The 25,334-nt window shown below is 66.9% G+C and carries 22 protein-coding genes and 1 pseudogene; 10 read left to right on the top strand and 13 right to left on the bottom strand.

Annotation, left to right across the window (positions count from 1 at the left end; genetic code table 11):
* Positions 1-17 precede the first annotated feature (17 nt).
* Together R2733_20360 and R2733_20355 are read left to right on the top strand one after the other, a co-directional pair.
* A pseudogene (locus R2733_20360) lies at positions 18-3,470 on the top strand (Ig-like domain-containing protein).
* Positions 3,471-3,620: 150 nt separating this feature from the next.
* Entirely contained in the window at positions 3,621-4,616 is a 996-nt protein-coding gene (locus tag R2733_20355; protein ID MEZ5378865.1) for a VCBS repeat-containing protein, read from the top strand.
* Between the two features lie 33 nt (positions 4,617-4,649).
* On the opposite strand, the gene era is transcribed toward R2733_20355, so the two are convergent.
* Genes era through R2733_20335 form a run of 4 tightly spaced genes read right to left on the bottom strand, consistent with a single transcriptional unit; the run spans position 4,650 to position 8,384 of the window.
* A complete protein-coding gene (gene era / locus R2733_20350) occupies positions 4,650-5,552 on the bottom strand; it encodes a GTPase Era (GenBank protein ID MEZ5378864.1) in 903 nt (300 codons plus the stop codon).
* A 5-nt stretch (positions 5,553-5,557) separates the two neighbouring features.
* Entirely contained in the window at positions 5,558-6,877 is a 1,320-nt protein-coding gene (locus tag R2733_20345; GenBank protein MEZ5378863.1) for a hemolysin family protein, read from the bottom strand.
* Positions 6,877-7,440 carry an rRNA maturation RNase YbeY gene (gene ybeY / locus R2733_20340; GenBank protein MEZ5378862.1) on the bottom strand — a complete coding sequence of 188 codons (564 nt, stop codon included), beginning with the start codon at positions 7,438-7,440 and terminating at the stop codon, positions 6,877-6,879. The genes R2733_20345 and ybeY overlap by 1 nt, the downstream gene beginning before the upstream one ends.
* Positions 7,437-8,384 carry a PhoH family protein gene (locus R2733_20335; GenBank protein ID MEZ5378861.1) on the bottom strand — a complete coding sequence of 316 codons (948 nt, stop codon included), beginning with the start codon at positions 8,382-8,384 and terminating at the stop codon, positions 7,437-7,439. Before R2733_20335 ends, ybeY begins: the two co-directional genes overlap by 4 nt.
* A 283-nt stretch (positions 8,385-8,667) precedes the next feature.
* Here R2733_20335 and R2733_20330 point away from each other — a divergent pair, with 283 nt between their 5' ends.
* Positions 8,668-9,837, top strand: a complete 1,170-nt coding sequence (locus R2733_20330; GenBank protein ID MEZ5378860.1) for a hypothetical protein — start codon at positions 8,668-8,670, stop codon at positions 9,835-9,837.
* 15 nt (positions 9,838-9,852) lie between these two features.
* Here R2733_20330 and R2733_20325 read toward each other — a convergent pair whose 3' ends face one another.
* The 6 genes from R2733_20325 to lepA all read right to left on the bottom strand — a co-directional run bounded on the left by R2733_20325 (position 9,853) and on the right by lepA (position 16,776).
* On the bottom strand, positions 9,853-10,380 hold the full coding sequence (locus tag R2733_20325) for a transcriptional regulator (GenBank protein MEZ5378859.1): 528 nt from the start codon (positions 10,378-10,380) through the stop codon (positions 9,853-9,855).
* A 90-nt stretch (positions 10,381-10,470) separates the two neighbouring features.
* Complete coding sequence (locus R2733_20320) at positions 10,471-11,145, bottom strand: RsmE family RNA methyltransferase (GenBank protein MEZ5378858.1); 675 nt, start codon at positions 11,143-11,145, stop codon at positions 10,471-10,473.
* 119 nt (positions 11,146-11,264) lie between these two features.
* Positions 11,265-12,374, bottom strand: coding sequence for a molecular chaperone DnaJ (gene dnaJ, locus R2733_20315; protein ID MEZ5378857.1), 1,110 nt, complete (start codon positions 12,372-12,374; stop codon positions 11,265-11,267).
* Positions 12,375-12,386: 12 nt separating this feature from the next.
* Positions 12,387-13,382: a heat-inducible transcriptional repressor HrcA gene (gene hrcA, locus R2733_20310; protein MEZ5378856.1), complete on the bottom strand. Its 996-nt coding sequence runs from the start codon at positions 13,380-13,382 to the stop codon at positions 12,387-12,389.
* Between the two features lie 89 nt (positions 13,383-13,471).
* Positions 13,472-14,839, bottom strand: a complete 1,368-nt coding sequence (locus tag R2733_20305) for a deoxyribodipyrimidine photo-lyase (GenBank protein ID MEZ5378855.1) — start codon at positions 14,837-14,839, stop codon at positions 13,472-13,474.
* A 152-nt stretch (positions 14,840-14,991) separates the two neighbouring features.
* Positions 14,992-16,776, bottom strand: coding sequence for a translation elongation factor 4 (lepA, locus tag R2733_20300; protein MEZ5378854.1), 1,785 nt, complete (start codon positions 16,774-16,776; stop codon positions 14,992-14,994).
* A gap of 262 nt (positions 16,777-17,038) precedes the next feature.
* Here lepA and rpsT point away from each other — a divergent pair, with 262 nt between their 5' ends.
* On the top strand, positions 17,039-17,305 hold the full coding sequence (rpsT, locus tag R2733_20295; GenBank protein ID MEZ5378853.1) for a 30S ribosomal protein S20: 267 nt from the start codon (positions 17,039-17,041) through the stop codon (positions 17,303-17,305).
* A gap of 467 nt (positions 17,306-17,772) precedes the next feature.
* Complete coding sequence (locus tag R2733_20290) at positions 17,773-18,741, top strand: DUF4214 domain-containing protein (GenBank protein MEZ5378852.1); 969 nt, start codon at positions 17,773-17,775, stop codon at positions 18,739-18,741.
* Between the two features lie 123 nt (positions 18,742-18,864).
* Here R2733_20290 and R2733_20285 read toward each other — a convergent pair whose 3' ends face one another.
* Genes R2733_20285 through R2733_20275 form a run of 3 tightly spaced genes read right to left on the bottom strand, consistent with a single transcriptional unit; the run spans position 18,865 to position 21,359 of the window.
* Positions 18,865-19,872 carry a hypothetical protein gene (locus R2733_20285; GenBank protein MEZ5378851.1) on the bottom strand — a complete coding sequence of 336 codons (1,008 nt, stop codon included), beginning with the start codon at positions 19,870-19,872 and terminating at the stop codon, positions 18,865-18,867.
* A 2-nt stretch (positions 19,873-19,874) separates the two neighbouring features.
* Positions 19,875-20,714, bottom strand: coding sequence for a dihydropteroate synthase (folP, locus tag R2733_20280; GenBank protein MEZ5378850.1), 840 nt, complete (start codon positions 20,712-20,714; stop codon positions 19,875-19,877).
* Between the two features lie 39 nt (positions 20,715-20,753).
* Positions 20,754-21,359 carry a hypothetical protein gene (locus R2733_20275; protein ID MEZ5378849.1) on the bottom strand — a complete coding sequence of 202 codons (606 nt, stop codon included), beginning with the start codon at positions 21,357-21,359 and terminating at the stop codon, positions 20,754-20,756.
* Positions 21,360-21,428: 69 nt separating this feature from the next.
* Between R2733_20275 and R2733_20270 the strand changes: the two genes are divergently transcribed.
* The 5 genes from R2733_20270 (at position 21,429) to R2733_20250 (ending at position 25,326) form a co-directional block, all read left to right on the top strand.
* A complete protein-coding gene (locus tag R2733_20270) occupies positions 21,429-22,580 on the top strand; it encodes a mechanosensitive ion channel (protein MEZ5378848.1) in 1,152 nt (383 codons plus the stop codon).
* Between the two features lie 269 nt (positions 22,581-22,849).
* Complete coding sequence (locus R2733_20265) at positions 22,850-23,275, top strand: hypothetical protein (protein MEZ5378847.1); 426 nt, start codon at positions 22,850-22,852, stop codon at positions 23,273-23,275.
* A gap of 105 nt (positions 23,276-23,380) precedes the next feature.
* Positions 23,381-24,139, top strand: coding sequence for a hypothetical protein (locus R2733_20260; GenBank protein ID MEZ5378846.1), 759 nt, complete (start codon positions 23,381-23,383; stop codon positions 24,137-24,139).
* A gap of 26 nt (positions 24,140-24,165) precedes the next feature.
* A complete protein-coding gene (locus R2733_20255) occupies positions 24,166-24,765 on the top strand; it encodes a S24/S26 family peptidase (GenBank protein ID MEZ5378845.1) in 600 nt (199 codons plus the stop codon).
* Between the two features lie 51 nt (positions 24,766-24,816).
* Positions 24,817-25,326, top strand: coding sequence for a metallophosphoesterase family protein (locus R2733_20250; protein MEZ5378844.1), 510 nt, complete (start codon positions 24,817-24,819; stop codon positions 25,324-25,326).
* Positions 25,327-25,334 lie beyond the last annotated feature (8 nt).

Below are 25,334 nucleotides of genomic sequence, written 5' to 3'. Positions count from 1 at the left end.
GCCGATGATCAGGGGGAATGGGTTCCACTGGTCCGACACAGGGAGCGGAACGACACGAGGCGGCCGTGAACCGCTGGACGTCGCACCCGCATCTGGCACGACTCCTGCGAGTCGGGATCGTCGTCGCGCCCCTGATTGCCTCCGTCGCGTTCACCTTGGTCGCGGGGCGTGTCATGCCCCCCGAGCGGATCGGCATCCATCGCTGGTGGTGGATCGCACTCGTCTTCGCCTGCTCGAACATCCTGCTGCTCGTCGTCAGTCGGCTCACCAAGAAGCTGATCCCACTCGTCGCCCTGATGAAGCTGACGCTGGTCTTCCCCGACCAGGCCCCGTCGCGCACGAAAGCCGCCCTCCGGCAGTCGAACTCTCGCACGATGCTCCGCGACATGGAGGCGGCTCGGGCCCGGGGCGAAACGCTCGGCGCCGCCGCCCACGGTGACTACCTCGTCCAGCTGCTGAAGGATCTCAACGATCACGATCGGCTCACACGTGGCCACTCCGAGCGAGTTCGGGCCTACGCCGAGATGCTGGGCGAAGAGATCGGACTCAGCGACGACGACCTCGGCAAACTGCGGTGGGCGGCCTTGCTGCACGACGTCGGCAAGCTCTCGGTGCCGTCGGCCATTCTCAACAAGAACGGGCGTCCGACCGATGCCGAGTGGAAGCTGCTCTCTGGGCACCCGGCTGCGGCGAATCCGATGCTCGCCCCGTTGTCGGACTGGCTCGGCGATTGGCTGCATGCGGCCGATCAGCACCACTGCCGGTGGGACGGAAAGGGCTACCCCTCCAAGCTCGCCGGCACCGACATCTCGCTGGCCGGCCGGATCGTGGCGATCGCCGACGCCTACGACGTGATGACGAGCACGCGGAGCTACAAGAAGCCCCTCAGCCCCGAACTCGCTCGTCAGGAACTCACCAGCTGTGCGGGAACCCAGTTCGACCCCCACTTGGTGCGAAGTTTCCTCCAGATCGGTCTCGGCCGCCTCCAGACCGTCACCGGGCCGCTCGCCTGGATCGCCAACCTCACCGGCTCGGCCCAGATCCCGCTTCCCGCCACGACCGCCATCACGACCACCGTCGTGAACTCAGGCGTTGCCGCCGCAGGTGTGGTGGTCGCCACCGTCTCCGGCGGGCTGCCCGACCTGTCGCCTGATCCCGCGCCGGAGAATCTGGCGCTCGTCGAAGAGGCGCCGTCAGGCTCCATCATCGACATCGACGACATCAGTGGCCTCACGGCGTTTCAAGGGGAACCAACGGACATCACGCTGACCGCCAAGCTCATCGGCGACCAGGTCACCTTCACCGTTGGCGCCCCGGCCCACGGCACCGTCACGCCCGCATCCGAACCGGTTGTGGGCGAGGTCGCAAGCATCTGGTCCGCCACGACGACCTACCAATCAGATCCGAACTTCATCGGAGCGGACTCGTTCCAGTTCGAGGTGTGCAGTGCGAGCGTGTGTGAACTCCGCTCAGTGGCGCTGCTCGTCGAGACCCGACCGGTCGTGACCACGACGACCGAGACGACCACGACCACCACCACCGAACTGACGACCACCACGACGACCTCGACTGCGGCGCCGACCACCACCACGACCACGGACGCACCCGCTACGTCCACGACCACCGAGGCGCCGACCACCACGACCGAGCCGACCACCACGACGACGGAACCGCCGACGACGACAACGACCGAAGCACCCACAACGACCACCACAACGACGGCGCCGACCACCACCACGACCACGGTGCCGCCGAACGATCCGCCGGTGGCGAACGACGATGCGGCCACCACACCGGAAGACGCCTCGGTAGTAATCGACGTGCTCGGCAACGACACCGATCCCGAGTCGGATGCGTTGACGATCGATGGCATCGGTGCCCCGCTGCACGGCACGGCCACTCTCGAAGCCGGACAGATCCGCTACACCCCCGATGCCGACTACCACGGTGCGGATCAATTCGGCTACACGATCAACGACGGCACCAACCCGTCGGTGGCCGCGCTCGTCACCATCAACGTGAACAGCATCAACGACGCACCATCGGCAACCGTCGACCCGGCCGTGGTCGTTGAGAACGCCGCCGTCGGGACGCTCGTGGTGAACGTGGTCGCCGATGACGTCGACGGCGACTCGCTGACCTACGCCATCACCGGCGGCAACGCTGCGGGCCGGTTCAGCATCGACTCGACTGGCGCCGTGCGTCTGGCCGGTGCCCTCGACTACGAGAACACGCAAGCCTACTCGCTGGTGTTCTCGATCTCCGATGGGATGACCTCGGTCATGCGGGTCGGCAGCATCGATGTCACCGACATCGACGAGACCCCGACCGCCGGCGACGACACGGCGAACGCGGTCGAGGACACCCCGACCACGATCGATCTCACGACCAACGACAACGATCCCGAGGGGTCCACACTCACCTGGAACGTGCCCGGCACCAGCAGTGCCGGTGCGTCGCTCACCCAGACCGACGGCATCGTCACCTACAGCCCGGCGGCCAACGTGTCGGGCATCGACACCTTCACCTACACCGTCACTGACGCCACCGGCCATGTCTCACCGGTCGCCACCGTCACCGTGTCGGTCGCCGAGGTCAACGACGCCCCGGTCGTGGCGAACGATGGTGGCGTGGGCTACACCACCGCCGAGAACACCGCACTCACCACGGGCGATGTGCGAGCCAACGACAGCGATGTCGACCACCCCCTCGATCCGGCCGCGATCACGATCGACACGACCGACACCACCGGCAGCGTTGTGAACAATCTCGACGGCACCTTCGATTACACCCCTGCGCCCGACTTCGCCGGCACCGACACCTTCACCTACACCGTCACCGACGGGGCGGGCGCCGTGTCAAACGTGGCGACCGTGACCATCACGGTGACGGTCGCCAACAACCCGCCCGTCGCGAACGACGACCCGACGCTTCTGGCGTATTCCGCCACCGAGGACACGCCGTTCACGACCCCCAACGTGACGGCGAACGACTCAGACCCCGAGGACGGCTCGATCGATCCGTCGACCGCGACCGTGTCGACACCGCCGAGCCACGGAACGGTGGTGGCGAACGGTGACGGCACCTTCACCTACACCCCCGACCTCAACTGGTCGGGCGGAACCGACACGTTCGAGTACACGGTGTACGACTCCGGCCTCCGTCTGTCGAACCCGGCGACGGTGGCGATCTTCGTCTGGCCGGTGAACGATGCGCCGACCACGGTCGGCGACACGCTGTCGGTCGAACAGGGCGACAGCACCACCACGGTGGATGTCCGCCTGAACGACTCCGACCCCGAAGGCCAATCGTTCACCGTCACCTCGGTCACGAACGGTGCCCACGGCACGACGACCCGCCACCCCGACGGCACCATCACCTATGTGCACGACGGCAGCCCGACGGCGACCGACACCTTCACCTACACGGTGACCGAGTCCGGCTTGCTCCCCAAGTCCAGCACCGGCACCGTTACCGTCACGATCACGCCTCGTGAGGACAACGATGGGGTGGGCGCCGGTGACAACTGTCCGTACGACTTCAACCCCGATCAATGGGACACCGACGGGGACGGCATCGGCGACGCCTGCGATCCTTCGCCCACCGTGGCATCGAGCGCAATGTTCACCAAGACCGCGCAGTCGCTCGAGACCAAGCAGTCCTACGGCGTCGCCAGCGGCGATGTCGACGGCGATGGCGATCTCGATGTCGTGTTGGCGAACCTCAACGGCACCAACTCACTCTGGTTGAACAATGGCGCCGGCATGTTCACCAAGATGACGCAGTCACTCGACACGAAGAAGACCACGGCGGCCGAGTTCGCCGATCTCGACGGCGACGGCGACCTCGATCTGGTCTTCGCCAACGACAACGGCGAAGGCAATACCGTCTGGCTGAACGACGGTGCCGGACTCTTCACCGACACCGGACAGTTGCTTGGCGACCTCGACACCCAGCACGTGGCCGTCGGTGATGTGAACGGCGACGGCACCATCGACCTGGCCTTCGCGAACGCCGACACCGGCGGCACCGTGTGGTTGAACAACGGCGTCGGCCTGTTCACCGATTCAGGCCAGGTCCTCGGACAGGACAAGGGCGCAGGGGTCGCCATCGGCGACATCGACAACGACGGCGATCTCGACCTCGTCGTCGCCCACGACGGACGAACCGATCGGCTGTGGCTCAACAACGGCCTCGGGGTCTTCAGCGACAGCGGTCAAGCTCTCGCCGCCGGCCGTTCGCACGATGTTGCCTTCGCCGATCTCGACGGCGATCTCGATCTTGCCGTCGCAGGCGACGACGACCGGGACAGCATCTGGCGCAACACCAACGGCGTGTTCACCCGCACGGTGCAGACACTCGGCAACGGGCACAGCCGCGCTATCGAACTCGGCGACATCGACGGCGACGGCGACATCGACATCGCCTTCGGCGATCACTCGCAACCGAACTCGATCTGGCTGAACAACGGCAGCGGAACGTTCACCGGTCACGTGCAGTCGCCGACCGCCGAGAAGAGCGAGGGGCTAGAACTCGCCGACCTCAACGGCGACGGCAAACTCGACCTGATCATGGCGAACGACGGCGAGGCGAGCACCGTCTGGCTCAACAGCTGACCTCGTCCCGACAGAGCGAGACGGGCCACCGAATCAGTAGCCGAGCTCCTCGATGCGAGCCGGGTCGTGGTGCCAGTTCTTGTCGACCGTGACGAACAGCTCCAGGTAGGTGTTGGCGGGCAGCCGTTCACGGGCTCGCTCCCCCACCTCCTTGAGCATCTCGCCGCCCTTGCCGATCACGATCGCCTTCTGCGACTCTCGCTCGACGAGGATCTCGACCCGCACATACGGCGGCTCCCACTCGGCGACCCGGGTGGCCACCGAGTGTGGCACCTCGTCTCTCGTGGCCCGCAGCAACTGCTCCCGCACCAACTCGGCCACCCAGGCGGTCTCGCTGCGATCGGTCATCTGCCCCGGCGGATACCAATGCGGGCCCTCGGGCATGGCGGCGGCAAGGTGTTCGACCAGGGCGTCGATCCCCTTGCCGGTCTGCGCCGACACCGGGAAGTACGCCGAGGCGTCGAGCGGGGCCACCAGCATCAGCTGCTTGGCGATCTGCTCGGGTGAGAGGTTGTCGATCTTGTTGGCCACCACCACCGTCTTGGCCGGATCGAGCCGCTGGGCCAAGAAGGCATCGCCGCGACCGTAACCCGACCGAGCGTCGAACACGAAACACACCAGGTCGACGCCGCTGTTGGCCTCGCTCGCGGTGGCATTGAGCCGTTGCCCCAACGCGCTGCGAGGCTTGCCGACGCCCGGCGTGTCGACGAACACGATCTGGGCGTCGTCGCGATCGAGCACCCCGCGGACCTGATGCCGCGTGGTCTGGGCCTTGTTCGAGGTGATCGACACCTTCGACCGCAGGATCTTGTTGAGCAGCGTCGACTTGCCCGTGTTGGGCCGCCCGTACAGCGACACGAACCCCGACCTGAACACGCTCACATTGGCTTCGCTGTCGCTCAGCGGATCCGCCGACTTGTCCTCGTTCTTGCTCATCTCATTCAGCGTTTCGTAGTCTCGGCGAACTCGTCGTCGGGCTCGCGCTGTTTCGGCAGGATCTTCACCTTCATGATGCGCCGGCCCTGCACCCGCTCCACCCGCAGGTCGAAGCCGTCGACCACACATGACTCGCCTTCGGTCGGCACCCGACCGAACGAGTCGAACACCAGGCCACCCACGGTGTCCCAGTCACCCTCGGGGAGGTCGAGTCCGGCGAGATGGTTGATCTCGTCGACGAGGATGCGGGCGTCGACTCGCACCGAACCGTCGCGGAGGCGCTGGATGAGCGGCTCTTCCTTGTCGTACTCGTCGACGATCTCGCCGACGAGTTCCTCGATCAGGTCTTCGAGCGTGACCAGTCCCGCGATGCCGCCGTACTCATCGACCGCCACCGCCATGTGGAACGAATCGCGCTGCATCTCTCGGAGCAGCTCGGCCACCTTCTTGGTCTCGGGCACGAAGTGAGCGGGCCGCAGCATGTCGCCTACGGGGGCCTCGGTGTTGTCGTCGAGCTCGGCTCGGATAAGGTCCTTCACGTAGACGAGGCCCACGACGTCGTCGATCGACTCGCCGACCACCGGGATGCGCGAGTAGCCGTGTTCGGAGGCGATCTCGAGTGCTTCGTCGACCGTGACGTCCTTCGGCACCGTGGTCATGTCGGTGCGGTGCACCATGACCTCGCGCACCACCGTGTCGCCGAACACGATGACCGACTCGATCAGGTCTCGCTCGGTCTGCTCCAGTACGTCGTCTTCGACTGCGGCGTCGGCGAGCGCAATGAGCTCCTCGGGCGACGCGAACGGACCCCGGCGAAGGCCCTTGCCTGGCACGATCACGTTGGCGAGTCCGATCAATCCGTATGCCGTCCACCGCACCGGGAAGAAGGTGGCAACAGCAGCGACGGGCCGGGCCAGCGCCACCGCCATTCGCTCGGAGTGGAGAATGCCGAGCGTGCGAGGCACGGCCTCGCCGATGACGAAGATCACCGCCATGTTGACCGCGGCGACCACAGCCACGCCCCACGGTGAGAGCCAGCGCGCCGCCATCACCGTGACCAGCACCGTCTCGGCGACCTGCACGATGACGGTCAGCAATCGGAGCGGGTTGAGGAGCGCCTCGGGAGTTTCGAGCAGTTCGGCCGCCCGCTTGGTCCGCGCCGGTTGCTCGGCAGCCAACGCCTCGACTCGAACGGGGCTGGTATGGGTGAGCGCCGACTCGACCGTGACGAGCAGCAGCATGAGCGCCACCAGCACGACGACCACGACGCCCTGCGTGATGTCGGCGCTCGTGATCGCACCGACGAGAAATGCGGGTCCGACCATCACGGTGCTGGTGGGTCCGTGGGCTCGGCCGGGACGGGGTGCACGTGCCCGAGTTCGGAGAGATGGCGGCGCTCCCGGGCTTGCATGTCGATCGTCTCGTCGAGCTCGGCGTGATCGTGGCCAAGCAGATGCAGGACGCCATGGATCACGAGCAAGGCGAGTTCGGCGTCGACCGTGCCTGCGTGTTCGGGTGCTTGGGCCACGGCCACCGATGGGCACAGCACGAGGTCGCCGATGATGCTGGGTTCGTCGTCGGGCAGAGCGAACGGGTCGTCGTCGAGGGGGAAGGACAGCACGTCGGTGGGTCCGCTTGCGCCCATGTGCTCGACGTTCAGCTCGGTGATGGTGTCGGCATCGACGAGATGGAGGTCGATCCGTCCCTGCGGTACGCCCTCACCCGAGAGCACGGCGACGGCGATGGTGCACAGCGCTTCGACGTCGATCTCGATGTCGGTCTGGGCATCGAACCCGGCAACAAGCAACCGGCCGTCGGCCACGAAGGCGTCGGGCAGATCGGGGGCCTCGGGCTCGACGCCCTCGGGCTGGTCGGGGTCGTCGCTCATCGTCGGGCCTCCTCGGCGCGACTGTAGGCGTCGACGATGTCCTGCACGATCTTGTGCCGCACGACGTCTCGACTGTCGAGGCGGACGAACGCCATGTTCTCGACGCCCTGGAGGATGTTGTGGACACCCAGCAGGCCCGAGGCCGAACCTTTCACATCGACCTGGGTGGTGTCGCCGGTGACCACGACCTTGGAGTTGAAGCCGATGCGAGTGAGGAACATCTTCATCTGCTCGGGCGTGGTGTTCTGAGCCTCGTCGAGAATGATGAAGCTGTCGTTGAGGGTGCGGCCTCGCATGAACGCGAGCGGCGCCACCTCGACGGCGTTGCGCTCAAACAGCTTGGCCATGCCCTCGGCACCGACCATGTCGTGGAGGGCGTCGTAGAGCGGGCGCAGGTAGGGGTCGACCTTCGACATGAGGTCGCCCGGCAGGTAGCCCAGACGCTCACCGGCCTCGACGGCCGGGCGGGTGAGCAGGATGCGATCGACTTCCTTGGCCTGCAGTGCGGCGACGGCACAAGCCACCGCCAGCCAGCTCTTGCCGGTGCCGGCCGGACCGATGCCGAAGGTGACGATGTTCGAACGGATGGCGTCGATGTAGCGCTTCTGACCACCGGTCTTCGGCAGCACCGGCTTGCCGCGGGCGGTGGTGACGATCCGGTCAGTGAGGATCTCGGACGGCCGCTCGTCCTTGGCCACCATGACCAGCGCCCGCTTCACGGTCGAGGCCTCGATCGACTGGCCGCGTTGGAGCACGAGCACGAGTTCGTTGATGACGTGGGCCGCCTGCTCGGCATCGGGCCCGTCGACGGTGATCTCGTTGCCTCGGACGTGGATGGTCGCGTCGAGTGCCTTCTCGATGACTCGTAGGTATTCGTCTCGCTCACCGAGCAGTCCAGCCATCAGCTGGTTGTTGGCGACGTCGATCTTCACAGGGCTGGTCATGTTCGCAGCAAGACTACCCGCTCACGGCGACGGCAGATCGTGGTTTCCCCACCGGGGCCGACCGAGACGCGAGGACCCAAGGGCTTGGCGGCGGAGTGACCGACGACTACGCTTCGTGATCTCGCCGGTGGCGGCCTCGATGACCGCCGTCACCTCGGTGCACTCCTCGGTGCACTCCTCGGCTCAGTGCCACGGGCTTGGTCCACCGGCCCGACCCGGTCGTCCGAATCGACATCGATCGCTGCACCACTGGTGCTCGATCACTTCGAGTTTGGAGACAACCGTGGCCACACGCGTACAGCTCATCACCCTTCCCGACGGCGAACTGGGTGTGGTGAAAACCCCACTCGCCGGCGACCGTCGCGACCGCAGCGCCGAGGCCCACTGGCTCGAGCGAGCCGCCGCCCTCGTCGTCGACCCAACGTCAGGCAGTGCGGGGTCGACCGACCTGGTGACCACCGGCCCGGTGTCGACCGACCAGGTGCCGGATGAATTCACAGCCGGTGCGGCGGCCAGCGGGTCTCGACTGCGGGCCGGTGTCGTGCCGCTCGTCGGCATCGAGTCCACCCCGGGGATGCCGGCGACCGCCGTCACCATCATCACCGAGCGGGTCCCTGGCGAAACGCTTCGCACGACCTGGCTGGCACCCACCGGGGTGGCGTCGGCGCTGGTCCTCGTGGCCGACTTCCTGGCCGATCTCCATGGGCACGGGATCGTCCACGGCAACCTCAGCGCCGACCACATCATCCTCGACGCCGATGGACCCAAGCTCTGCTCGCCCCATGGCGCCGTCACCGACCCCGATGCCGACTCGATCGGTCTCGGACACTGCCTGCGATCGATGCTCGACCGCTGGGCCCGACTCGATGTCGAGGTACCGCAGCGGAGCGAATGGGAACGGCTGGCCGAACGCCTCGGCACCGGCAGCGAACCGGCGGGTGACCCGTCGACCCCCGCACCTTCGCCGCTCCCGCTGCGCCGCGCCGCTCGGGCACTCGAACGGCTCGCTACGGCCGACCCCGGCCACCAGCGCCCGGGAGCGGTGCCGGGACACGACCGCCGAGCGCGACGTCCATGGGGTCTCGTGGCCGCAGGATCGGCCGGTGTCGTCGGTGTGCTCGGATTGGTGGTGGCGAATCTCCTGCCGACCGAGGCCGCCGACGTCGAGGTCGGCGGTCACCGCTACCAGCTCACCGCGCCTGGTGGGCCCGTCGTCGTCGTCACCGGCGCGTGCAACGATCAGCCCGACCTCGTCGTACTCGACGCCGACCACGATCTGGTCTGGCAGTTCACCACCGATGAGATCTCGGCCGAACCAGGGAGCCAGACCCGTCCGTCAAGCGTGATCGAGGTCCCGGGCGCGGAACGGCTCACCGTCGAAGAAGGTGAGCCGTGTCCGACGATCTGGGTGATGGGCCCGGCCGGACGAAGCCCGTTGCCCAGCTCCGGCTGAGGCCGGCCGTGAGGCTCAGGTGCGGGGGCTGGCGGTCAGGCCGAGGTCGCTGAGGCGGTCGATCGCCGCGTCGAACTCGACCCCGAGGATGCAGGCGATGGCCCGAAGGTCGTCTTGGCGAACGGTGAGCACCCGCCCGTTGAAGTCTTGGCGCTGCACCTGGATCATGCCCAGGTAGCGACCGAGCATCTCGCCTTCGGGACCGGCGACCCCTTCGAGCTGGGTGAGTTCGAGGGTGACCCCGGCGCGTCCGGTGCGCTCGGTGAGATCGAGGGTGCCGGGCGTGATGCCCACCGTGGTGGCACGGGGCAACAGCTGGTCGACCGGCACGCTGTAGAACGCAGCGAGACGCTCGAGGCGAGGCACCGAGATGGCCCGCTCACCGCGCTCGTAGGCACCGAGCACCGACGCCTTGAACTCCTGGTCGGAGGTGGCTTCGACGTCTTGCAGCGAGAGCCGCTTCTGGCGACGGATGGCACGCAGCCGCTCGCCGACCCGGCGACCGTACTCTGAGCCTGCTTCTGAGAAATCGTCCTCGCCCATACCTCTCCTCTGTTGGGCGGATGCGCCGCCTTGGAACACGCAGGCGTCAACCTAATCGCCTCATAGTGCAGGTTCAACCACCCCACGCGTTCATTTGTGTTTTGCCTCGGCGACGCTGCGGTGCAGCGCCATGATCGACGCCGCAGTGAGGGCCGCCGTCTCGGCCCGCAAGACCCCGCCGGGAAGCGCGACGAGTGCACGCCCTTCCCGCTCCGACGGCGCCCATCCGCCTTCGGGCCCGATGACGACGAAGCGATGCTCTGCCCCCAATGGGTCGCCATCGGGATCGGCCAACGCCAGGTCGGGGGCGCCGACGAGCGAGGCGAACGAGGTCACGTCGTCGATGACGGGAAGGCGGACGCGACGGCTCTGCATCGCCGCTTCACGGGCGATGCGTCGCCACTTGTGCAGTTGCTTGTCGCCGCGCTTGGCGTCCCAGCGAACCACCGAGCGCTCGGACTGGATCGGCACGATCCGATCGACGCCGAGTTCGGTCAGTTTCTGCACGGTCCATTCGGGACGATCGCCCTTGACCGGGGCGAAGGCCACCACCAGCTCCCAGGGTGGAGGTGGCTCGAAGCAGATGGCGTCGAGCACCTCGGCGACGGTGCCGACGGCGTCGGCCGCAAAGGCGATGGTGCACCAACGCCCGGCGCCGTCGCACGCGGTGACCTCGGCACCGTTCGCCAGACGCAGTGCTTTGGCCAGATGGTGATGATCGTCGGGATCGACGACCGGGCGGTCGAGGTCGTCGACGAACACCATCGGACGATCCCGCCGGGCGCGCCGACCTTCGACGGACCCGATCGCTACGGCACCACCGCCGGACGATGCGGCGTCACCGGCGGGTGATGCCGTGCTGCTGCCGGGTGATGGGGCCGGACTCAGTGGAACGCCGACTTGATCTTCGAGAACAGCTTGCCGTCACTCGCCGGCTTGACCGCTTCGCCCCGCAGCTCGGCCAGCTGTCGCAGCAGCGCCGCCTGCTGATCATCGAGCGAGGTGGGCGTGTCGACGACGACGGACAGCACCATGGATCCTCGGCCGCGGCCACGGAGCCGAGGGATGCCGTGCTCCCGCAGGGTGAAGGTCTTGCCGGTGAGGGTGCCGGCCGGGACCTCGACGTCCACCGGACCGTCGATCGTGTCGAACGAGATAGTGGCTCCCAAGGCCGCCTGTGTGGCGGCGACGTGGAGCTCGGCGTGCAGGTCGTCGCCATCGCGAGTGAAGACCGGGTGACGGGCCACTCGCACCTCGACGTAGAGGTCGCCGGCGGGACCGCCACGAGGGCCGACCGCACCCCGACCACTCAGTCGGAGCGTGGTGCCGTGGGAGACGCCGGCCGGGATGTCGATCGTGTAGGTCTGTTCCTTGACCTGGCGGCCTTCGCCGCTGCAGTCGTGGCAGGTCTCGGACACGACCTCGCCTTCGCCCGCACATCGGGGGCAGGCCGCCGTGGTGACCATCTGGCCGAGGATCGACTGGCGGACCTGTCGGATCTGGCCGGTGCCGGCGCACTGCAGACACTGGTTGACCTCGGCGCCGGGTGCAGCCCCCGACGCATCACAGGTATCGCAGGCGACGGCCGTGGTGACGCTGACTTCCTTGGCCAGTCCGCGCACGGTGTCTTCGAGCGTGAGGTCGGCGACGATCTGGAGGTCGGCGCCGCGGTTGTTGACCGTGCGTCCACCACCGCCGCCCCCACTCATGTTGAAGAAGGCATCGAAGATGTCGCCGAAGCCACCGCCGAACGGATCCCCACCACCGCCGCCACCGGGACCGTTCGCCGACCCGAATCGGTCGTAGTTGGCCCGCTTCTGCGGATCGCTCAAGGCCTCATACGCCTCGGCGACCTGCTTGAACTTCGCCTCGGCCTCGGCGTTGCCGGGGTTGGCGTCGGGGTGCAGCTCGCGTGCGAGCTTGCGGTAAGCCTTCTTGATCTCGTCTTGTGACGCCGAGCGGTCGACGCCCAGGAGTTGATAGAAGTCAGCCATACGTTGCGGCACTCACCCTTCGCTGAGACGGCGACCGAGTTGGCGTGACACCACGGCCACGGTCGCCATTGCCTGCGGATAGTTCATTCGTGTTGGCCCGAGCACGGCGATGGAGCCGGCCCGTTCGCCGTCGATCTCGTAGGGCGAGACGACGACACTGCACTCGCCGAGCCGGTCTTCGCCGGTTTCGGTGCCGATCGCCACGTTCAAGCCTCGGTCGAGCATCCCGCTCATGACGTTCACTACCACCAACTGTTGTTCGAGGATCGTGAGGACCTTCTTGACCGACTCGATCGCCTGGAACTCGCCGGCCACACGCGACGCACCATTCACATAGATTCGGTCGGAGTCGGGTCCGTGTGAGGTGAGCGAGGCGAACATCGCCTCGGCGACCGAGTCGAGTTCTGGCTGCCCGGTCGGCTGGAGCGGCAGCGGATGCGACAGCGGGTGATCGATGATCGAGGCTGCCAGCACCGTCTGGAGCCGGGCCATCTGGTCATCGGTGAGTGGGGTGTCGAGGTCGATCGTGTGCTTGTCGATCGTGCCGTTGCTCATGACCACCACCACGAGCACGACCTTCGGCGTCAGGCCGACGAGCTGCACCGAACGGGCCGTGACGGTGTCGGTCGAGTGGTCGACGACGACGGCGGCGTAGCGGGTGAGGTCGCTGAGCAGCGAGGCGGTGTCTCGCATCATGTGCTCGATCTCGCCGCGGACCTCGGCGAAGAAGCTCGAGATCTGGTGACGCTCGGGCAACTGCAGTTGGACTTCGCCTGCGGTGTCGACGAAGTAGCGGTAGCCCTTTTCGGTCGGGATCCGTCCGGCACTGGTGTGGGGTTGCGCCAGGTAGCCCTCGGCTTCGAGGGCCGCCATCTCGTTGCGGATCGTGGCGCTGGAGACGTTCAGATCGGCGGCCGCGCCGACCGAGCTGGACCCGACCGGCTGGGCGGTGTCGATGTACTCCTCGACGATGGCGGTGAGGATGGCAGCTTTTCGTGCATCGAGCATGAGCGGTGCCCTGGTTCGGGTGATCCTTGATCGGGTCGGTGATGATCGAGGTCGCAGTCTACTCGCAGGACTGACTACTCCCAGGACGCCTACTCCCAGGTCGTCTTGAGCCTGTCATACCGCTCGAGGCTCTCCGCTCGCTCGGCGCCGTGGTCGACCATGGGCGCGGGATAGTCGGCGGGGCGATCGAGCCCTGCGTCCCATGGCTCGTGGATGCGCTTGGCGTCGAGCCCGGCGAGTTCGGGCACGTACCGCCGCACGTAGTCGCCCGACGGATCGAACTTCTGGGCCTGACCCGTCGGGTTGAAGATGCGGAAATAGGGCGACGCGTCGGTGCCGGTACCGGCCACCCACTGCCAACCGTGCTGGTTCGAGGCGAGGTCGCCGTCGACGAGGTGACGCATGAAGTGGCGGGCCCCCCAGGTCCAGTCGACGTGGAGGTCTTTCACGAGGAAGCTGGCGACGATCATCCGCACCCGGTTGTGCATCCACCCCTCCGCCAGGAGCTGGCGCATGCCGGCGTCGACGATCGGGTAGCCCGTCTCACCCCGACACCAGGTCTCGAACCGCTCCTTCGCCCCGGCGTCGGTGTCGACCTCCATCGCCGTCATCTTCTCATTGAACGCGTGGTGCGCCGTTTCGGGCCGGGCGAACAGCACGTCGGCGTAGAACTCCCGCCAGGCGAGCTCCTTGCGGTAGGTCTGGTGCCCGGCCCGGCGGCCGTCGAGTTCGGCCAGCAGCTGGCGGGGATGGACCACGCCCCATTTGAGGTACGGCGACAGCCGGCTCGTCCCGTCGATGGCCGGACGATCCCGAGCCTCGTCGTAGTCGGCGATGGCGTCGTCGAGGAACCAGCGGAACCGGTCCCATGCCGCCTGCTCCCCCACCGGCGGCAGCTCGGCCTCGACCTCGGGAGCATCGGGGAGGCCGTCACTGTCGACGCCGGTCACCCAATCGACATCGACCTTCCCGCCGGGCTCGGCCCAGCCGACGTCGGACCACGCCCGAAAGAAGGGGGTGAAGACCTTGTAGCTGGTGCCGGATCCGGTCTTCACGGTGTCGGGAGCGATCGCATAGTTCGAGTCGAGGTAGTGCACCTCCATCCCCCGGTCGGCGAGAGCCTCCCCCACTCGGTCGTCTCGCCGGCGACCGTAGGGTCCGTGGTCGTCGGTTGCGTAGACCGCCGTTGCTCCCGTCTCGTCGGCCACTGCGGCAAGGACCTCGGCCGGGCCGCCGGAGCGGACGACCAGCGCGCCGCCGAGCGAGTTGGCATCGAGGTCGGCGAGGGAGTCGATGAGGAAGGCCATGCGGTTGTCGCCGGCCGGTGCGGTCAGGGTGTCGTCGAAGATGAACACCGGCACGACCGGTCCTCGCTCGGCCGCGGCGGCCAGGGCCGGATGATCGGTCACCCGCAGATCACGACGAAACCAGAAGATCACAGGCGACGACTCGGACATCCGCCCACCATGCCACCCCCGACGACCGCACCCCACACCGAGCACACCAAGCACCCGAGCCGAGCGCCTCATCCCCACCACCCCTCAGCAACTTTGGCGAGTTGATGCCGCTGAGAGGTGTCGGGACGCCAAAGTTGCGCCCCCGAGAGGTGTCAATCGTCGAGGCGAAGGGCTCGGATGAAGGTGTCGGGCGGGATGTCGACCCGGCCGATCGACTTCATTCGCTTCTTGCCTTCCTTCTGCTTGTTGAGCAGCTTGTTCTTCCGGGTGACGTCGCCGCCGTAGAGCTTGGCGGTGACGTCCTTGCGGTAGGCCTTGACCGTGGCCCGGGCGATGATGCGTCCGCCGATGGCGGCCTGGATCGGCACGTCGAACTGCTGACGGGGAATGATCTCCTTCAGCTTCTCGGTGATGTTCTTGCCGTAGTCGTAGGCCGAGTCGCGGTGGACGATGGTCGAGAAGGCATCGACCTGTTCACCGTTGAAGAGGATGTCAACGCGGACCAGGTCGCCGGGTTCGTAGTCGACCGGTTCGTAGTCGAGGCTGGCGTAGCCCTGGGTGCGGCTCTTGAGCTGGTCGAAGAAGTCGACCACCACCTCGGCGAGGGGAAGGGTGTAGACGATCTCGAGTCGCTCCGGCGAGAGGTACTCCATGCGTTCGAGCCGGCCCCGACGCGACTGGCACAGCTCCATGAGCGTGCCGGTGTACTCCTTCGGCGTGATCATCGAGGCCCGCAGGTAGGGCTCGGTGATCTGCTTCCAGTCGCCAGAGGGCGGCAGGACCGATGGGTTGTCGATGAACCGCTCCTGACCGTCGAGCATCGTGATCTGGTAGGACACCGACGGCGAGGTGGCGATGAGGTTGAGACCGAACTCCCGCTCGAGTCGTTCCCGCACGATCTCCATGTGCAAGAGGCCGAGGAACCCGCAGCGGAAACCGAAGCCCAGTGCGGTGGAGGTCTCGGGGTCGAAGGTGAAGCTACCGTCGTCGAGTCGGAGCTTGTCGAGGGCGTCGCGGAAGCTGTCGTAGTCGTCGCCGTCGACCGGGTAGAGACCACAGAAGACCATCGGCTGGGGTTCGCGGTAGCCCTCGAGCGGTTCGGGGGCGCCGTCGTGGAAGGTGGTGATGGTCTCACCGGAGCGGGCTTCGCGAACGTCTTTGATGCCGGCGATGAGGTAGCCCACCTCGCCCGGGCCGAGCTCCTTCACCGGCTTGCTCACCGGGAGACGGACGCCGACCTCGTCGGCGTCGTAGCTGGAACCGGCCTGCATGAATCGGAGCTTGTCGCCGGTGCGGAGCTTGCCGTTGACGACTCGGACGCTGGAGACCACACCGCGGTAGGTATCGAAGTGCGAGTCGAAGATCAAGGCCTGGAGCGGTGCATTCTCGTCGCCCGAGGGCGGCGGGATCCGTTCGAGGATGGCGTCGAGCAGGGCTTCGACGCCCTGGCCGGTCTTGGCCGACATCTGCAGGACGTCTTCGGCCGGGAAGCCCAGGATCTTCTCGATCTCGGCGGCGTAGCGCTCGGGCTCGGCGGCGGGCAGGTCGATCTTGTTGAGGACCGGAACGATCTCGAGATCGTTCTCGAGGGCGAGGTAGGTGTTGGCCAGCGTCTGGGCCTCGATGCCCTGGGCCGCGTCGACCACGAGGATCACACCCTCGCATGCCACCAGTGACCGGCTGACTTCGTAGCCGAAGTCGACGTGACCCGGGGTGTCGATCAGGTTGATGATGTGGTCTTTGTAGTTGAGACGCACGCTCTGCAACTTGATCGTGATGCCGCGCTCACGCTCGATGTCCATCGAATCGAGGTACTGGGCCCGCATCTCTCGCTTCTCGACCGCACCGCAGATCTCGAGCATGCGGTCGGCAAGGGTGGACTTGCCGTGATCGATGTGCGCAATGATGGCGATGTTGCGGATCTTCGAGCGCTCCATGATGGACCAAACGCTATCTGTTGCCCGCCACGACTTGGGCAGCCTGATCCACGCCACCATGACGGCGCTGCGATGGATGCGTCACGACGGCGGCGCAAACCAGGCGCCACGAGGGCAGCACGATGCACGCCGGACTCCGCCGGGCTGCCTGCAGCGAGTCGGCGCTCGACATTGCTCGCAGAAGAGCCGCACCACCGGTCGGAATCACCCGACGCCTCCGTTATCCTCCACGGGTCCGACGTACTGTCAGAGGTTATTTCTCATGGCCAACATCAAGAGCCAAATCAAGCGCAACAAGCAGAACGAAAAGCGCCGCCTGCGCAATCGCGCCGTCCGTTCCGAGCTCAACACTCGTGCCAAGACTGCGGCCGCCGCCGTCGGCACCGAGAACGAGGCCGAAGCCCTCCGCATGGCGATCAAGAAGATCGACAAAGCCACCCAGAAGGGTGTGCTCCACAAGAATGCGGCCGCTCGCCGCAAGAGCCGCCTGATCGCTCGCCTGCGTCAGCAGGCCGCCGCCGAGGCCTGATCGCCTCAGCCACCCGGTGACCCGGTCGCTGCCGAGTCACCACCCAAACGCTCGATGAACGAGGGGCCTCCGGGCCCCTCGTCCGCGTTCCCCACCACCCTCACCCCTCGCCCGCCTGTCGAGCATTCTGTGCGTCAGAGCCACCGCGGTCTTCGTTCTGTGCGTCAAACTTCCCGGCTGCGGAAAGTTCGACGCACAGTTCGGGTTTGGCGACGTGTTTGACGCACAGAACGAGTGGGTGGGTGCGGGCGTCGGCGCTGGTTGGAGCAGGCGAGGTCACATGTCACACCGCGGATGTGACGGTTCCGTGACGAGGCAGGGGTAGCTTCCCCCGAACGCCACTGCCGAAAGCGAACACCAGTTCGCACCGGCGACTGCCCTCGCGAGCGCCCGCTCGCCGGTCGCCGGCTCGTCTCGCCCAACGCTTGGGGCCCGGCACTGGTGACATCGCCGCCGGAGGTTGCTTCATGAGCGCTCGCATTGCCGTACCCACTCGACTCAAACGCGCCGTGGCCGCCGCCACTCGCCCCGCCATCGCTGCCCTCTTCACACTGGCCACCCTGATCTCGGTCGCCGCTCCCGCCACCCCTGCCGGCGCTGCCGACGCCCCCAACGTCGGCTTCCTCACCCTCTCCGACGGCAGCGTCGCCGTGTCGACCACCTCCAGCTCGACCGCCGCCATCCAACGCCTCTACCACGGCGTTCTCGGACGTGAGGCCGATGCCGCAGGGCTCCTCCACTGGCAGACCGCCAACATGGCCCTCGAAGACATCGCGCGTGACTTCGTCCGCTCCGAGGAGTTCATCAGCCGCTTCGGCTCCTCGAACGAGGCCATCATCGCCAACCTCTACCGCAACGTCCTCCAGCGCGATCCCGACGCCGCCGGTCTCACGTACTGGGCGAACGAGATCACCCGCAATCCGGTGGAGCGAATCGTGGTCGGCTTCACCGAGTCGGCCGAGTTCGTGGCCATTCACCCCGGTTCCTCGACCACCACGTCGGAGATCCGCTGGAACGACCAGCTCACCCCGGCCGAGGCTCGCGAGATGGCGAGCCGCTTCTTCACCGGGCTTCGGCTCGAGCAGGCGCTCGTGATCATGGAGTGTGAGTCGCAGCGTCACACCACACAGGTCGCAACGAACAACCACGGCAGCTTCTCCAGCTACGACATCGGACTGATGCAGATCAACAACTACTACAACGGTCCGGAGATCAAGGCGGCGTTCGCTGCGGCGCCCGCCGACATCGCTGCGATCATCAACGCCATGGGCGGTGGGGACGAAGCGTTGCTCCATCCCCTGGTCAACCTCTACATGGCCCGGTGGATCGTCGACCACAGCGATTGGCGCATCACCGGCAGCAGCTCGTTCCGCAATCAGCGTTGGGGTGGCTGGACCTGCGCCGCCCAGCTCAACCCGGCCGAGTACTGGTACTGAGGACCGCTGCCAGCCGGACCGATCGAGCGGTCGAGGCTCCCCTGAGCTGCTCCGCCGTTCGCCGGCCACGGCCTGACTCGACCTCACGAGCCGACTTGCTCGTCGGCCACCACGACCGAATCGTCAGCGCGAGATCCGGGCGAGACGGGCGATCAAGACCTCGATCACCGCATCGTGGGGCATGGCCGAGGCGCCACGCAGATCGAGGTCGGCCTGGGCCAGCAGCAGCGTGATCTCGCTCAGCCGCTCGTGTCCGAGTTTGCGAGCGAGCGTCATGGCCTTCTTGGCCGGGAAGGTCGAACCCTTGATCCCGAGCACGTCGGCGGCGGCCTTCTCGTTGTTCAGTCCGAGCCCGTCGAGCGCCAGCGCCCGCTGGTAGTGGCCGTGCAGCGTGGCCATGATCTGCAGCGCATGACGCTCGCCGCCACGCACCATGCGGTCGGCCTTGTTGAGCGCCAGGGCGATGTCGCCGGAGTCGATGGCGTCAGTGAGCTCCCACGGCGGCACATCGGAGGCCATCCCCAGGAAGGGCTCGACGTCGGCGAGACCGAGCGCTGCTCCCTCACCGAAGCTCGAGATGAGTGCCTCGACGATCGGCTGGACGCGCCCGGCGTCGTCGCCCAGGTGGTCGATGATGCGGTTGCGAGCGGCAGGGTCGAAGCGCAGCGGTGCGTCGTACAGCCGCTGCTCGACCAGCGCCTTGCGACCCTTGCCGCTCGGCGCGGCGTCGACTTCACGCCCTCCTGCGGCCTTGATTGCGTCCTTCAGGCTCTTCGGGATGGCGCCCATGCGTGCGCCGCTGGCCGACGACTTCTCCCACACGAGCACTAGGTCGGTGGTCTCGAGCGGCGCTTCGAGCCAGCGAACAAGGGGCGCCACCTGATCGGCCTTGGTGAACATCGCCAGGTTGCGACCGATGACGATGCGGCGCGGCGTGAGGAACCCGGGCGTATGTGCGGCGTACACGAGCGGATCGATGACCGCATCGGCTCGATTGCCGAAGTAGTGCTCCTCGGCAACCTCTTCGACCATGAGCGAGCGGTCACCGTCGCCCAGCAGTTCCTTGACCTCACGCTGCAACGCCTGGGCGACGAGCGACGGATCGTCGCCCTTGATCAGCACCACGGTCATGGTCAGGTCCGAACGGGTGTCCGCAGTACGTCGGCCATCAGATCGGCGATCCGGCGCGAGCCACGAACGTCGTGGGCCCGCAGCACGCGGCAGCCCTTGGCGATGCCGACCACATGCGCCGCCATCGTGCCGGCGGCGATGTCGTGACGGTCGGTGTCGAGCAACTCGAACAGGAACCGCTTGTTCGACGCCGAGAGCAGTAGCGGATAGCCGAGCGTGGCCAGGTCGTCGGACCGGTGCAGCAGCTCGATCGACTGATCTCGGATCTTGCCGAGGTCGAGTCCGGCGTCGACGATGATCCGAGTCGGGCGGATGCCGGCGGCCAGTGCCTGGTCGGCCCGGTCGGCGAGGAAGTCGCGCACGTTGGCGACGAGGTCGGAGTAGACGGGATCGGGATCGGCCACACGCGGGGCGAGTCGAATGTGGGTCGCCACCACCGTGGCGTCGCCGGCAGCGGCCACCGCCAAGTAGTCGGGATCGGCGAACCCGCTGATGTCGTTGCCGACGTCGGCGCCGACAGCCAGTGATTCACGCAGCACCTCGGCCCGCCAGGTGTCGACCGAAATCGGCAGGTCGAAACGTTCTCGAAGGGCGGCGATCGCGGGCACGACCCGCTCGAGCTCTTCCTCGAGGCTCACCTCGTCGCCCGGGCCGGCTTTGACCCCACCGACATCGAGGAAGTCGGCACCGTCGTCGACGAGCTGCTCGGCCTTGGCCAGGAATTGGTCGAACCCCCAATAGGCCCCGGCGTCGTAGAACGAGTCCGGGGTGCGGTTCAGAATGCCCATCACCAGTGCCCGATGCGTGACGTCGAAACGATGGGTGCCCAACTCCAATAGCACCGTGCAACGTTACCGTTCGCTGCGGCCTTCAGTGCTTGGTCAGGCGAGGTGGGGACCGCTCAGAGGCAGGACCATGGCGAGACCCTGCTGCACCTCGGGGTCCACGGTGTCGGCTACGAAGCCGAGACTCAGCGTGAGCAGGTACCAGGTCACCACGTGGTGGGCGAGTCGATCGGCATCGGCCGAGAATCGAAGCAACCCGTCGACAACGGGCGGCGCCGCACGCGATACCAGATGGACCAAGCCTTCGGCGCCGGCGGCACCGAGCTCGTTCGCACCCTCGGCGATCGCTTCGAACGCAGTGCTCACCAACTCGTGTTCGGGCACGACGATGCCATTGCGTTCGGCCATGCCGGGGTCACCCGAGCAGACCACGAGGGCGGTCTGGCACGAGCCGAGCATGCCAACGGTGAGGCGGCTACGGATACGAGAATCCTCTTCGAGCTCCTCGAGCCCGACGCCTCCGGTCGGTAGCTCGGTCGCCAAGTACGCACCGACCGCACCGACGGCCAAGCGTGGCAACGGCACCATCGACGCAGGGCGCAGATGGCGGTAGGCGTCGAGGATCTGCTGCTGACCCTCGTCGGGCTGAATCTCCACATCGGGGAACCCGGCGGTGAACCGATTGATGCGCATGGTTGGCATCTGACCAGCTTCGGAGCCGATCGCATGCCGGTGATAGGTCGCTCGGCCCTCCGCTGGCAGACTCGACAGGTGCGCTTCGCCTCGACCATCGCCACCTCCGCCGCGCCGGGATCGCTCCCGCGTCTGTCGTTGATCTTCGCCCAGGAGGAGACGCCGGTCGACGCACTCCCCTCCCCCGACACCTTCGTCGAGTGGTCGATCGGCGCCGCAGTCCTCCTTACCGGCTTCCTGGTCCTCCACAAGCTGGTCTCGCTGATCGTGCGCTCGACACTCCGTCAGCCGAGCATGTCGCGCACCGTACTGGTGAGGACCCGGGCGCCGATTCGGGTGATCCTCATCGGCAGCGTGCTCATCTGGTGGGTTCGGCACTCTTCCCTCCAGCCCGAGACCGACGCCAGCGTGATCCACGCCAGCCGCATCGTGGTGATCTGCGGCTTCGGGTTCCTCTTTGTTCGCCTCCTCGGTGTGGTGGCCGACGGCCTGGTCATGAAGCTGCCGCTCGACGAGGCCGACAATCTGCGATCACGCCGAGCACAGACGCAGGTCAGCGTGCTGCGTCGAGTGGGCACCGTCGGCATCGTCGTGCTGACCAGCGGTGTGGTCATGTGGACCTTCCCCGAGATCCGGGCCCTCGGCACCTCGATCCTGGCCTCGGCCGGTCTGATCGGCGTGCTCGCCGGTGTGGCGGCTCGGTCGACGTTCGGCAACCTCGTCGCCGGGCTGCAGATCGCCTTCGCCGAGCCGATCCGGCTCGACGACGTGGTGGTGGTCGAGGGCGAGTACGGCACGGTCGAGGAGATCACGCTCACCTACGTCGTGGTCCGGGCGTGGGACATGCGGCGCCTCGTCATTCCGTCCGCGTACTTCGTCGAGAACCGGTTCGAGAACTGGACCAAGACCACCTCGGAGCTGATCGGGTCGGCGCACTTCCATCTCGATCTCACCGCCGACGTCGCCGCGTTCCGGGCCGAGGCCCTGCGGTTCATCTCGGTCCGACCCGAGTGGAATGGCGACGTCGCCGCCTGCCATGTTGTCGACACCGACCTCCACGCCCTCCGGGTCCGAGTGCTCGCCAGCGCAACCGACAGTGCGCTCACGTTCGAGCTGCGGGCCGCCATTCGTGAGCACATGCTCCATTGGCTCCGGGAGAACCGACCACACGACCTGCCGAAGGTCCGAGGTCAGCTCGTGGATCCCGACCCCCGAGGGACCGAAGGCTGACCCTCTCTCGTCTCGAATGGGACAAATTCGGCCGTTCGTGGTCGGTTTTGTCCCATTTCGAGTGCGCGAGGCGTCGACCGGGCCCCTGACCGACACCCAGGTCCTGTGAGCTTGCCTCCCGGTCCGGCCCGGCGCGAGTCGACTGCTCGGGGCTCGGTATGAGAGCGAATCGAAGAAATTCGTCAAGTTTGTCTCTAGCGCGTCGATGCATTGGTTGCGGCAATGTTCGAGCCCTCTCAGGGGGCGAACTGAGCAACAGGAGCAACGACATGACCGAACAGATCGAGACCGCCTCCGATCGGCGGCGCAACCGGAAAGTCGCTGCGGCGATCGTGGCCGGCGTGGCCATGTTCGGCGTGGTCGGCGCATCGGCAGCATCGCTCGGCGGCATCACCAGCACCAGCCTCGGCGCCGACGCCACCGTCGTGTCGAGCTGTGACACCGACGGCATCAACCTGGCCTACACCAACACCTACTCGGCGACCCTCGGCAAGTACACGACCACGTCGGTCGCAGTCAGCGGCATCAACGCTGCCTGCAACGGCCTGCCGATCTCGCTGACCCTCTTCAACTCGTCGAACGCCAGCCTTGGCGCCGGCACGGCCACCGTCACCGGCGGCGCAGCGACCATCCCCATGTCGGCGGGACTCGCCAGCGACCTGGTGGTCGGAGCGGCCGCTGTGATCGGGGGCTGACCCTGAACGATGAGCCGCCCACCGCTCGTCCGGTGGGCGGCTCGTCCGCACCTCCTGGATGCGGCCCGCTCGCATCAACCTGACAAACGTGTCCGCGAGGATCCGATGACCGCTTACCAGCAACCGGAGCGAACCCACCGAACCCCATGGTTCGTTTTCGCCGCGTTTGCGCTCGTGGTCTCCCTCGCCGCCGGGGTCGTCAGCGCCGACGCCGCTGGGCTCGGTGGCATCACGTCGCGAACACTGTCGGCGAGTCGACAGATCAAAGCCGCCCAGGCGCCGACGGTCATCGCCTGGGACAACTTCAACGCTCCCAACAACACCAACCTGAACGGACGTACGACGACCGGCGGCGGCAAGACCTGGATCGCCCGTCGCGGCACCTGGACCATCCAGGGCAACCGGGCCGACACGAACTCGGGCGACGTCGCCCTGGTTCTCGATGCCGGCACGCCGTACGCCGCCGTCGAAGCGACCACGTTCCGGGGTGGAACGACGTTCGACATCGGCGTGGTGACCAACATGAACTCGGCAGGAACCCAGTTCCTCACCGCCGAGCTCCTCAGCACCAACAGCGGCGAACTGCAGGTGTGGAAGTACGACGGAGGGTGGACGCTGCTCGCCAACGTGACCAACCTGTACAGCGGGGCGGCCACGGGATGGCCGGCCTCGACCACGGTGAGGATGTCGTCGTCGACCGGGGGCGTCATGACCGTGACGATCGGAGGCGCCGTCGTCAGCACCTTCACCCTGAGCGCGGCCGATCGCACCACGTTCCAGAACGCCACCCACCAGTTCTTCGGCCTCTATTCCTACTTCGATGGCGTATCGGTCTGGGACGACGTCCATGTGGACTCGGCATGACAGCGACGTCGCGATCCTGGCGAGCGATGCTCATCACCTCGCTCGGAGTCGTCGCGTTCGCAGCGGCGATCGCCGCGGTGTGGCCCACCCGATTTGGCGGCTCGGCGGTGTTCGTCGTCGTGCGGGGTGAGTCGATGGAGCCGACGTATCACACGGGCGACTTGCTCTACGCACGGGCGAGCGACGACATCGGCGTCGGCGACATCGCCGTCTACGAGACCCCGGCGCCCGACGACACCACGTCGCTGGTGGTGCACCGGATCGTCGCCGAGTACGACGACGGCACGTTCGGGTTCCAGGGCGACAACCGTGACTCACCGGACCATCACCGGCCCGGGCGCAACGAGATCGTGGCCACGCCGGTCGCAAACCTCGGGCCGTTCCCGACGCAGCTGCTGATCCGTCTCCCGTTCCTTCTGGCACTCGTGGCCGCCGGCACCGTGACGTGGGCACTGTGGCCACGCAGCGACGAGTTCGATGCCGACGATCCCACGGAAGCTGCCTCCACTTCGGCGGACCCGACTTCGATCGACGCCGGCGATGGTGGCGCCAGCTTGGGTGAACGGGTGAGTGTCACGTCGTCGGCATCATCACTCGCCGAGCGCCTCGTCGCCTACCACTCGTAGCCGGCGGCGCTTCGACGCGACCGGGCGCCGATCCCACGGCAGACTGCGGACATGCAGAACGGCGTCACCACCCGAGTGCTCGTCCTCGCCGACACACACCTGCGAGGTGATCGCACCGGTCAGCTCGTCACCTTGCTCGCGCCCCATCTCGAGCTCGCCGATGTCATCGTTCATGCCGGCGACATCACCGACCACGGTCTGCTCGATGACCTCAGACGCTTCGCACCCGTCCATGCCGTTCTGGGCAACAACGACGTCGGTCTCGACCTTCCGGAGCGGCTGACCCTCGAGGTCGATGGTGTCCGCCTCGGGATCGTTCACGACAGCGGCCCGGCGAAGGGCCGTGGACCGCGCCTCGCGAGTTGGTTCCCCGACGCCGACGTCGTCGTGTTCGGCCACTCGCATCTCCCGTGGCACGAACGCCTCGAGTGCGAGGGGCGGTTTCAGATCCACTTCAACCCGGGCTCGCCCACCCAGCGCCGACGCGCCCCGAGTCGCACGATCGGCTGGATGGTCGTGGATGCCGGCGGGCAAGCCGTCTGCTCGCACGTCGAGGTGTAGAACGTCGC

The organism is Acidimicrobiales bacterium (assembly GCA_041394265.1).
Lineage (GTDB): Bacteria > Actinomycetota > Acidimicrobiia > Acidimicrobiales > SZUA-35 > JBBQUN01.
Note: the sequence above shows the minus strand (reverse complement) of the source record. Positions and strands in the feature narration are given on the sequence as shown.

Bases quoted from the DNA above. Each gene is read 5' to 3' on its own strand.
- R2733_20250 (MEZ5378844.1), top strand. From the start codon at position 24,817: ATGCAGAACGGCGTCACCACCCGAGTGCTCGTCCTCGCCGACACACAC.
- R2733_20265 (MEZ5378847.1), top strand. From the start codon at position 22,850: ATGACCGAACAGATCGAGACCGCCTCCGATCGGCGGCGCAACCGGAAA.
- era (MEZ5378864.1), bottom strand. From the start codon at position 5,552: ATGAGCAAGAACGAGGACAAGTCGGCGGATCCGCTGAGCGACAGCGAA.
- rpsT (MEZ5378853.1), top strand. From the start codon at position 17,039: ATGGCCAACATCAAGAGCCAAATCAAGCGCAACAAGCAGAACGAAAAG.
- R2733_20305 (MEZ5378855.1), bottom strand. From the start codon at position 14,839: ATGTCCGAGTCGTCGCCTGTGATCTTCTGGTTTCGTCGTGATCTGCGG.
- hrcA (MEZ5378856.1), bottom strand. From the start codon at position 13,382: ATGCTCGATGCACGAAAAGCTGCCATCCTCACCGCCATCGTCGAGGAG.
- R2733_20255 (MEZ5378845.1), top strand. From the start codon at position 24,166: ATGCTCATCACCTCGCTCGGAGTCGTCGCGTTCGCAGCGGCGATCGCC.
- R2733_20320 (MEZ5378858.1), bottom strand. From the start codon at position 11,145: ATGGTGTTCGTCGACGACCTCGACCGCCCGGTCGTCGATCCCGACGAT.
- R2733_20355 (MEZ5378865.1), top strand. From the start codon at position 3,621: ATGTTCACCAAGACCGCGCAGTCGCTCGAGACCAAGCAGTCCTACGGC.
- R2733_20335 (MEZ5378861.1), bottom strand. From the start codon at position 8,384: ATGACCAGCCCTGTGAAGATCGACGTCGCCAACAACCAGCTGATGGCT.
- R2733_20345 (MEZ5378863.1), bottom strand. From the start codon at position 6,877: ATGGTCGGACCCGCATTTCTCGTCGGTGCGATCACGAGCGCCGACATC.
- lepA (MEZ5378854.1), bottom strand. From the start codon at position 16,776: ATGGAGCGCTCGAAGATCCGCAACATCGCCATCATTGCGCACATCGAT.
- R2733_20325 (MEZ5378859.1), bottom strand. From the start codon at position 10,380: ATGGGCGAGGACGATTTCTCAGAAGCAGGCTCAGAGTACGGTCGCCGG.
- dnaJ (MEZ5378857.1), bottom strand. From the start codon at position 12,374: ATGGCTGACTTCTATCAACTCCTGGGCGTCGACCGCTCGGCGTCACAA.
- R2733_20290 (MEZ5378852.1), top strand. From the start codon at position 17,773: ATGAGCGCTCGCATTGCCGTACCCACTCGACTCAAACGCGCCGTGGCC.
- R2733_20260 (MEZ5378846.1), top strand. From the start codon at position 23,381: ATGACCGCTTACCAGCAACCGGAGCGAACCCACCGAACCCCATGGTTC.
- R2733_20275 (MEZ5378849.1), bottom strand. From the start codon at position 21,359: ATGCCAACCATGCGCATCAATCGGTTCACCGCCGGGTTCCCCGATGTG.
- R2733_20285 (MEZ5378851.1), bottom strand. From the start codon at position 19,872: ATGACCGTGGTGCTGATCAAGGGCGACGATCCGTCGCTCGTCGCCCAG.
- ybeY (MEZ5378862.1), bottom strand. From the start codon at position 7,440: ATGAGCGACGACCCCGACCAGCCCGAGGGCGTCGAGCCCGAGGCCCCC.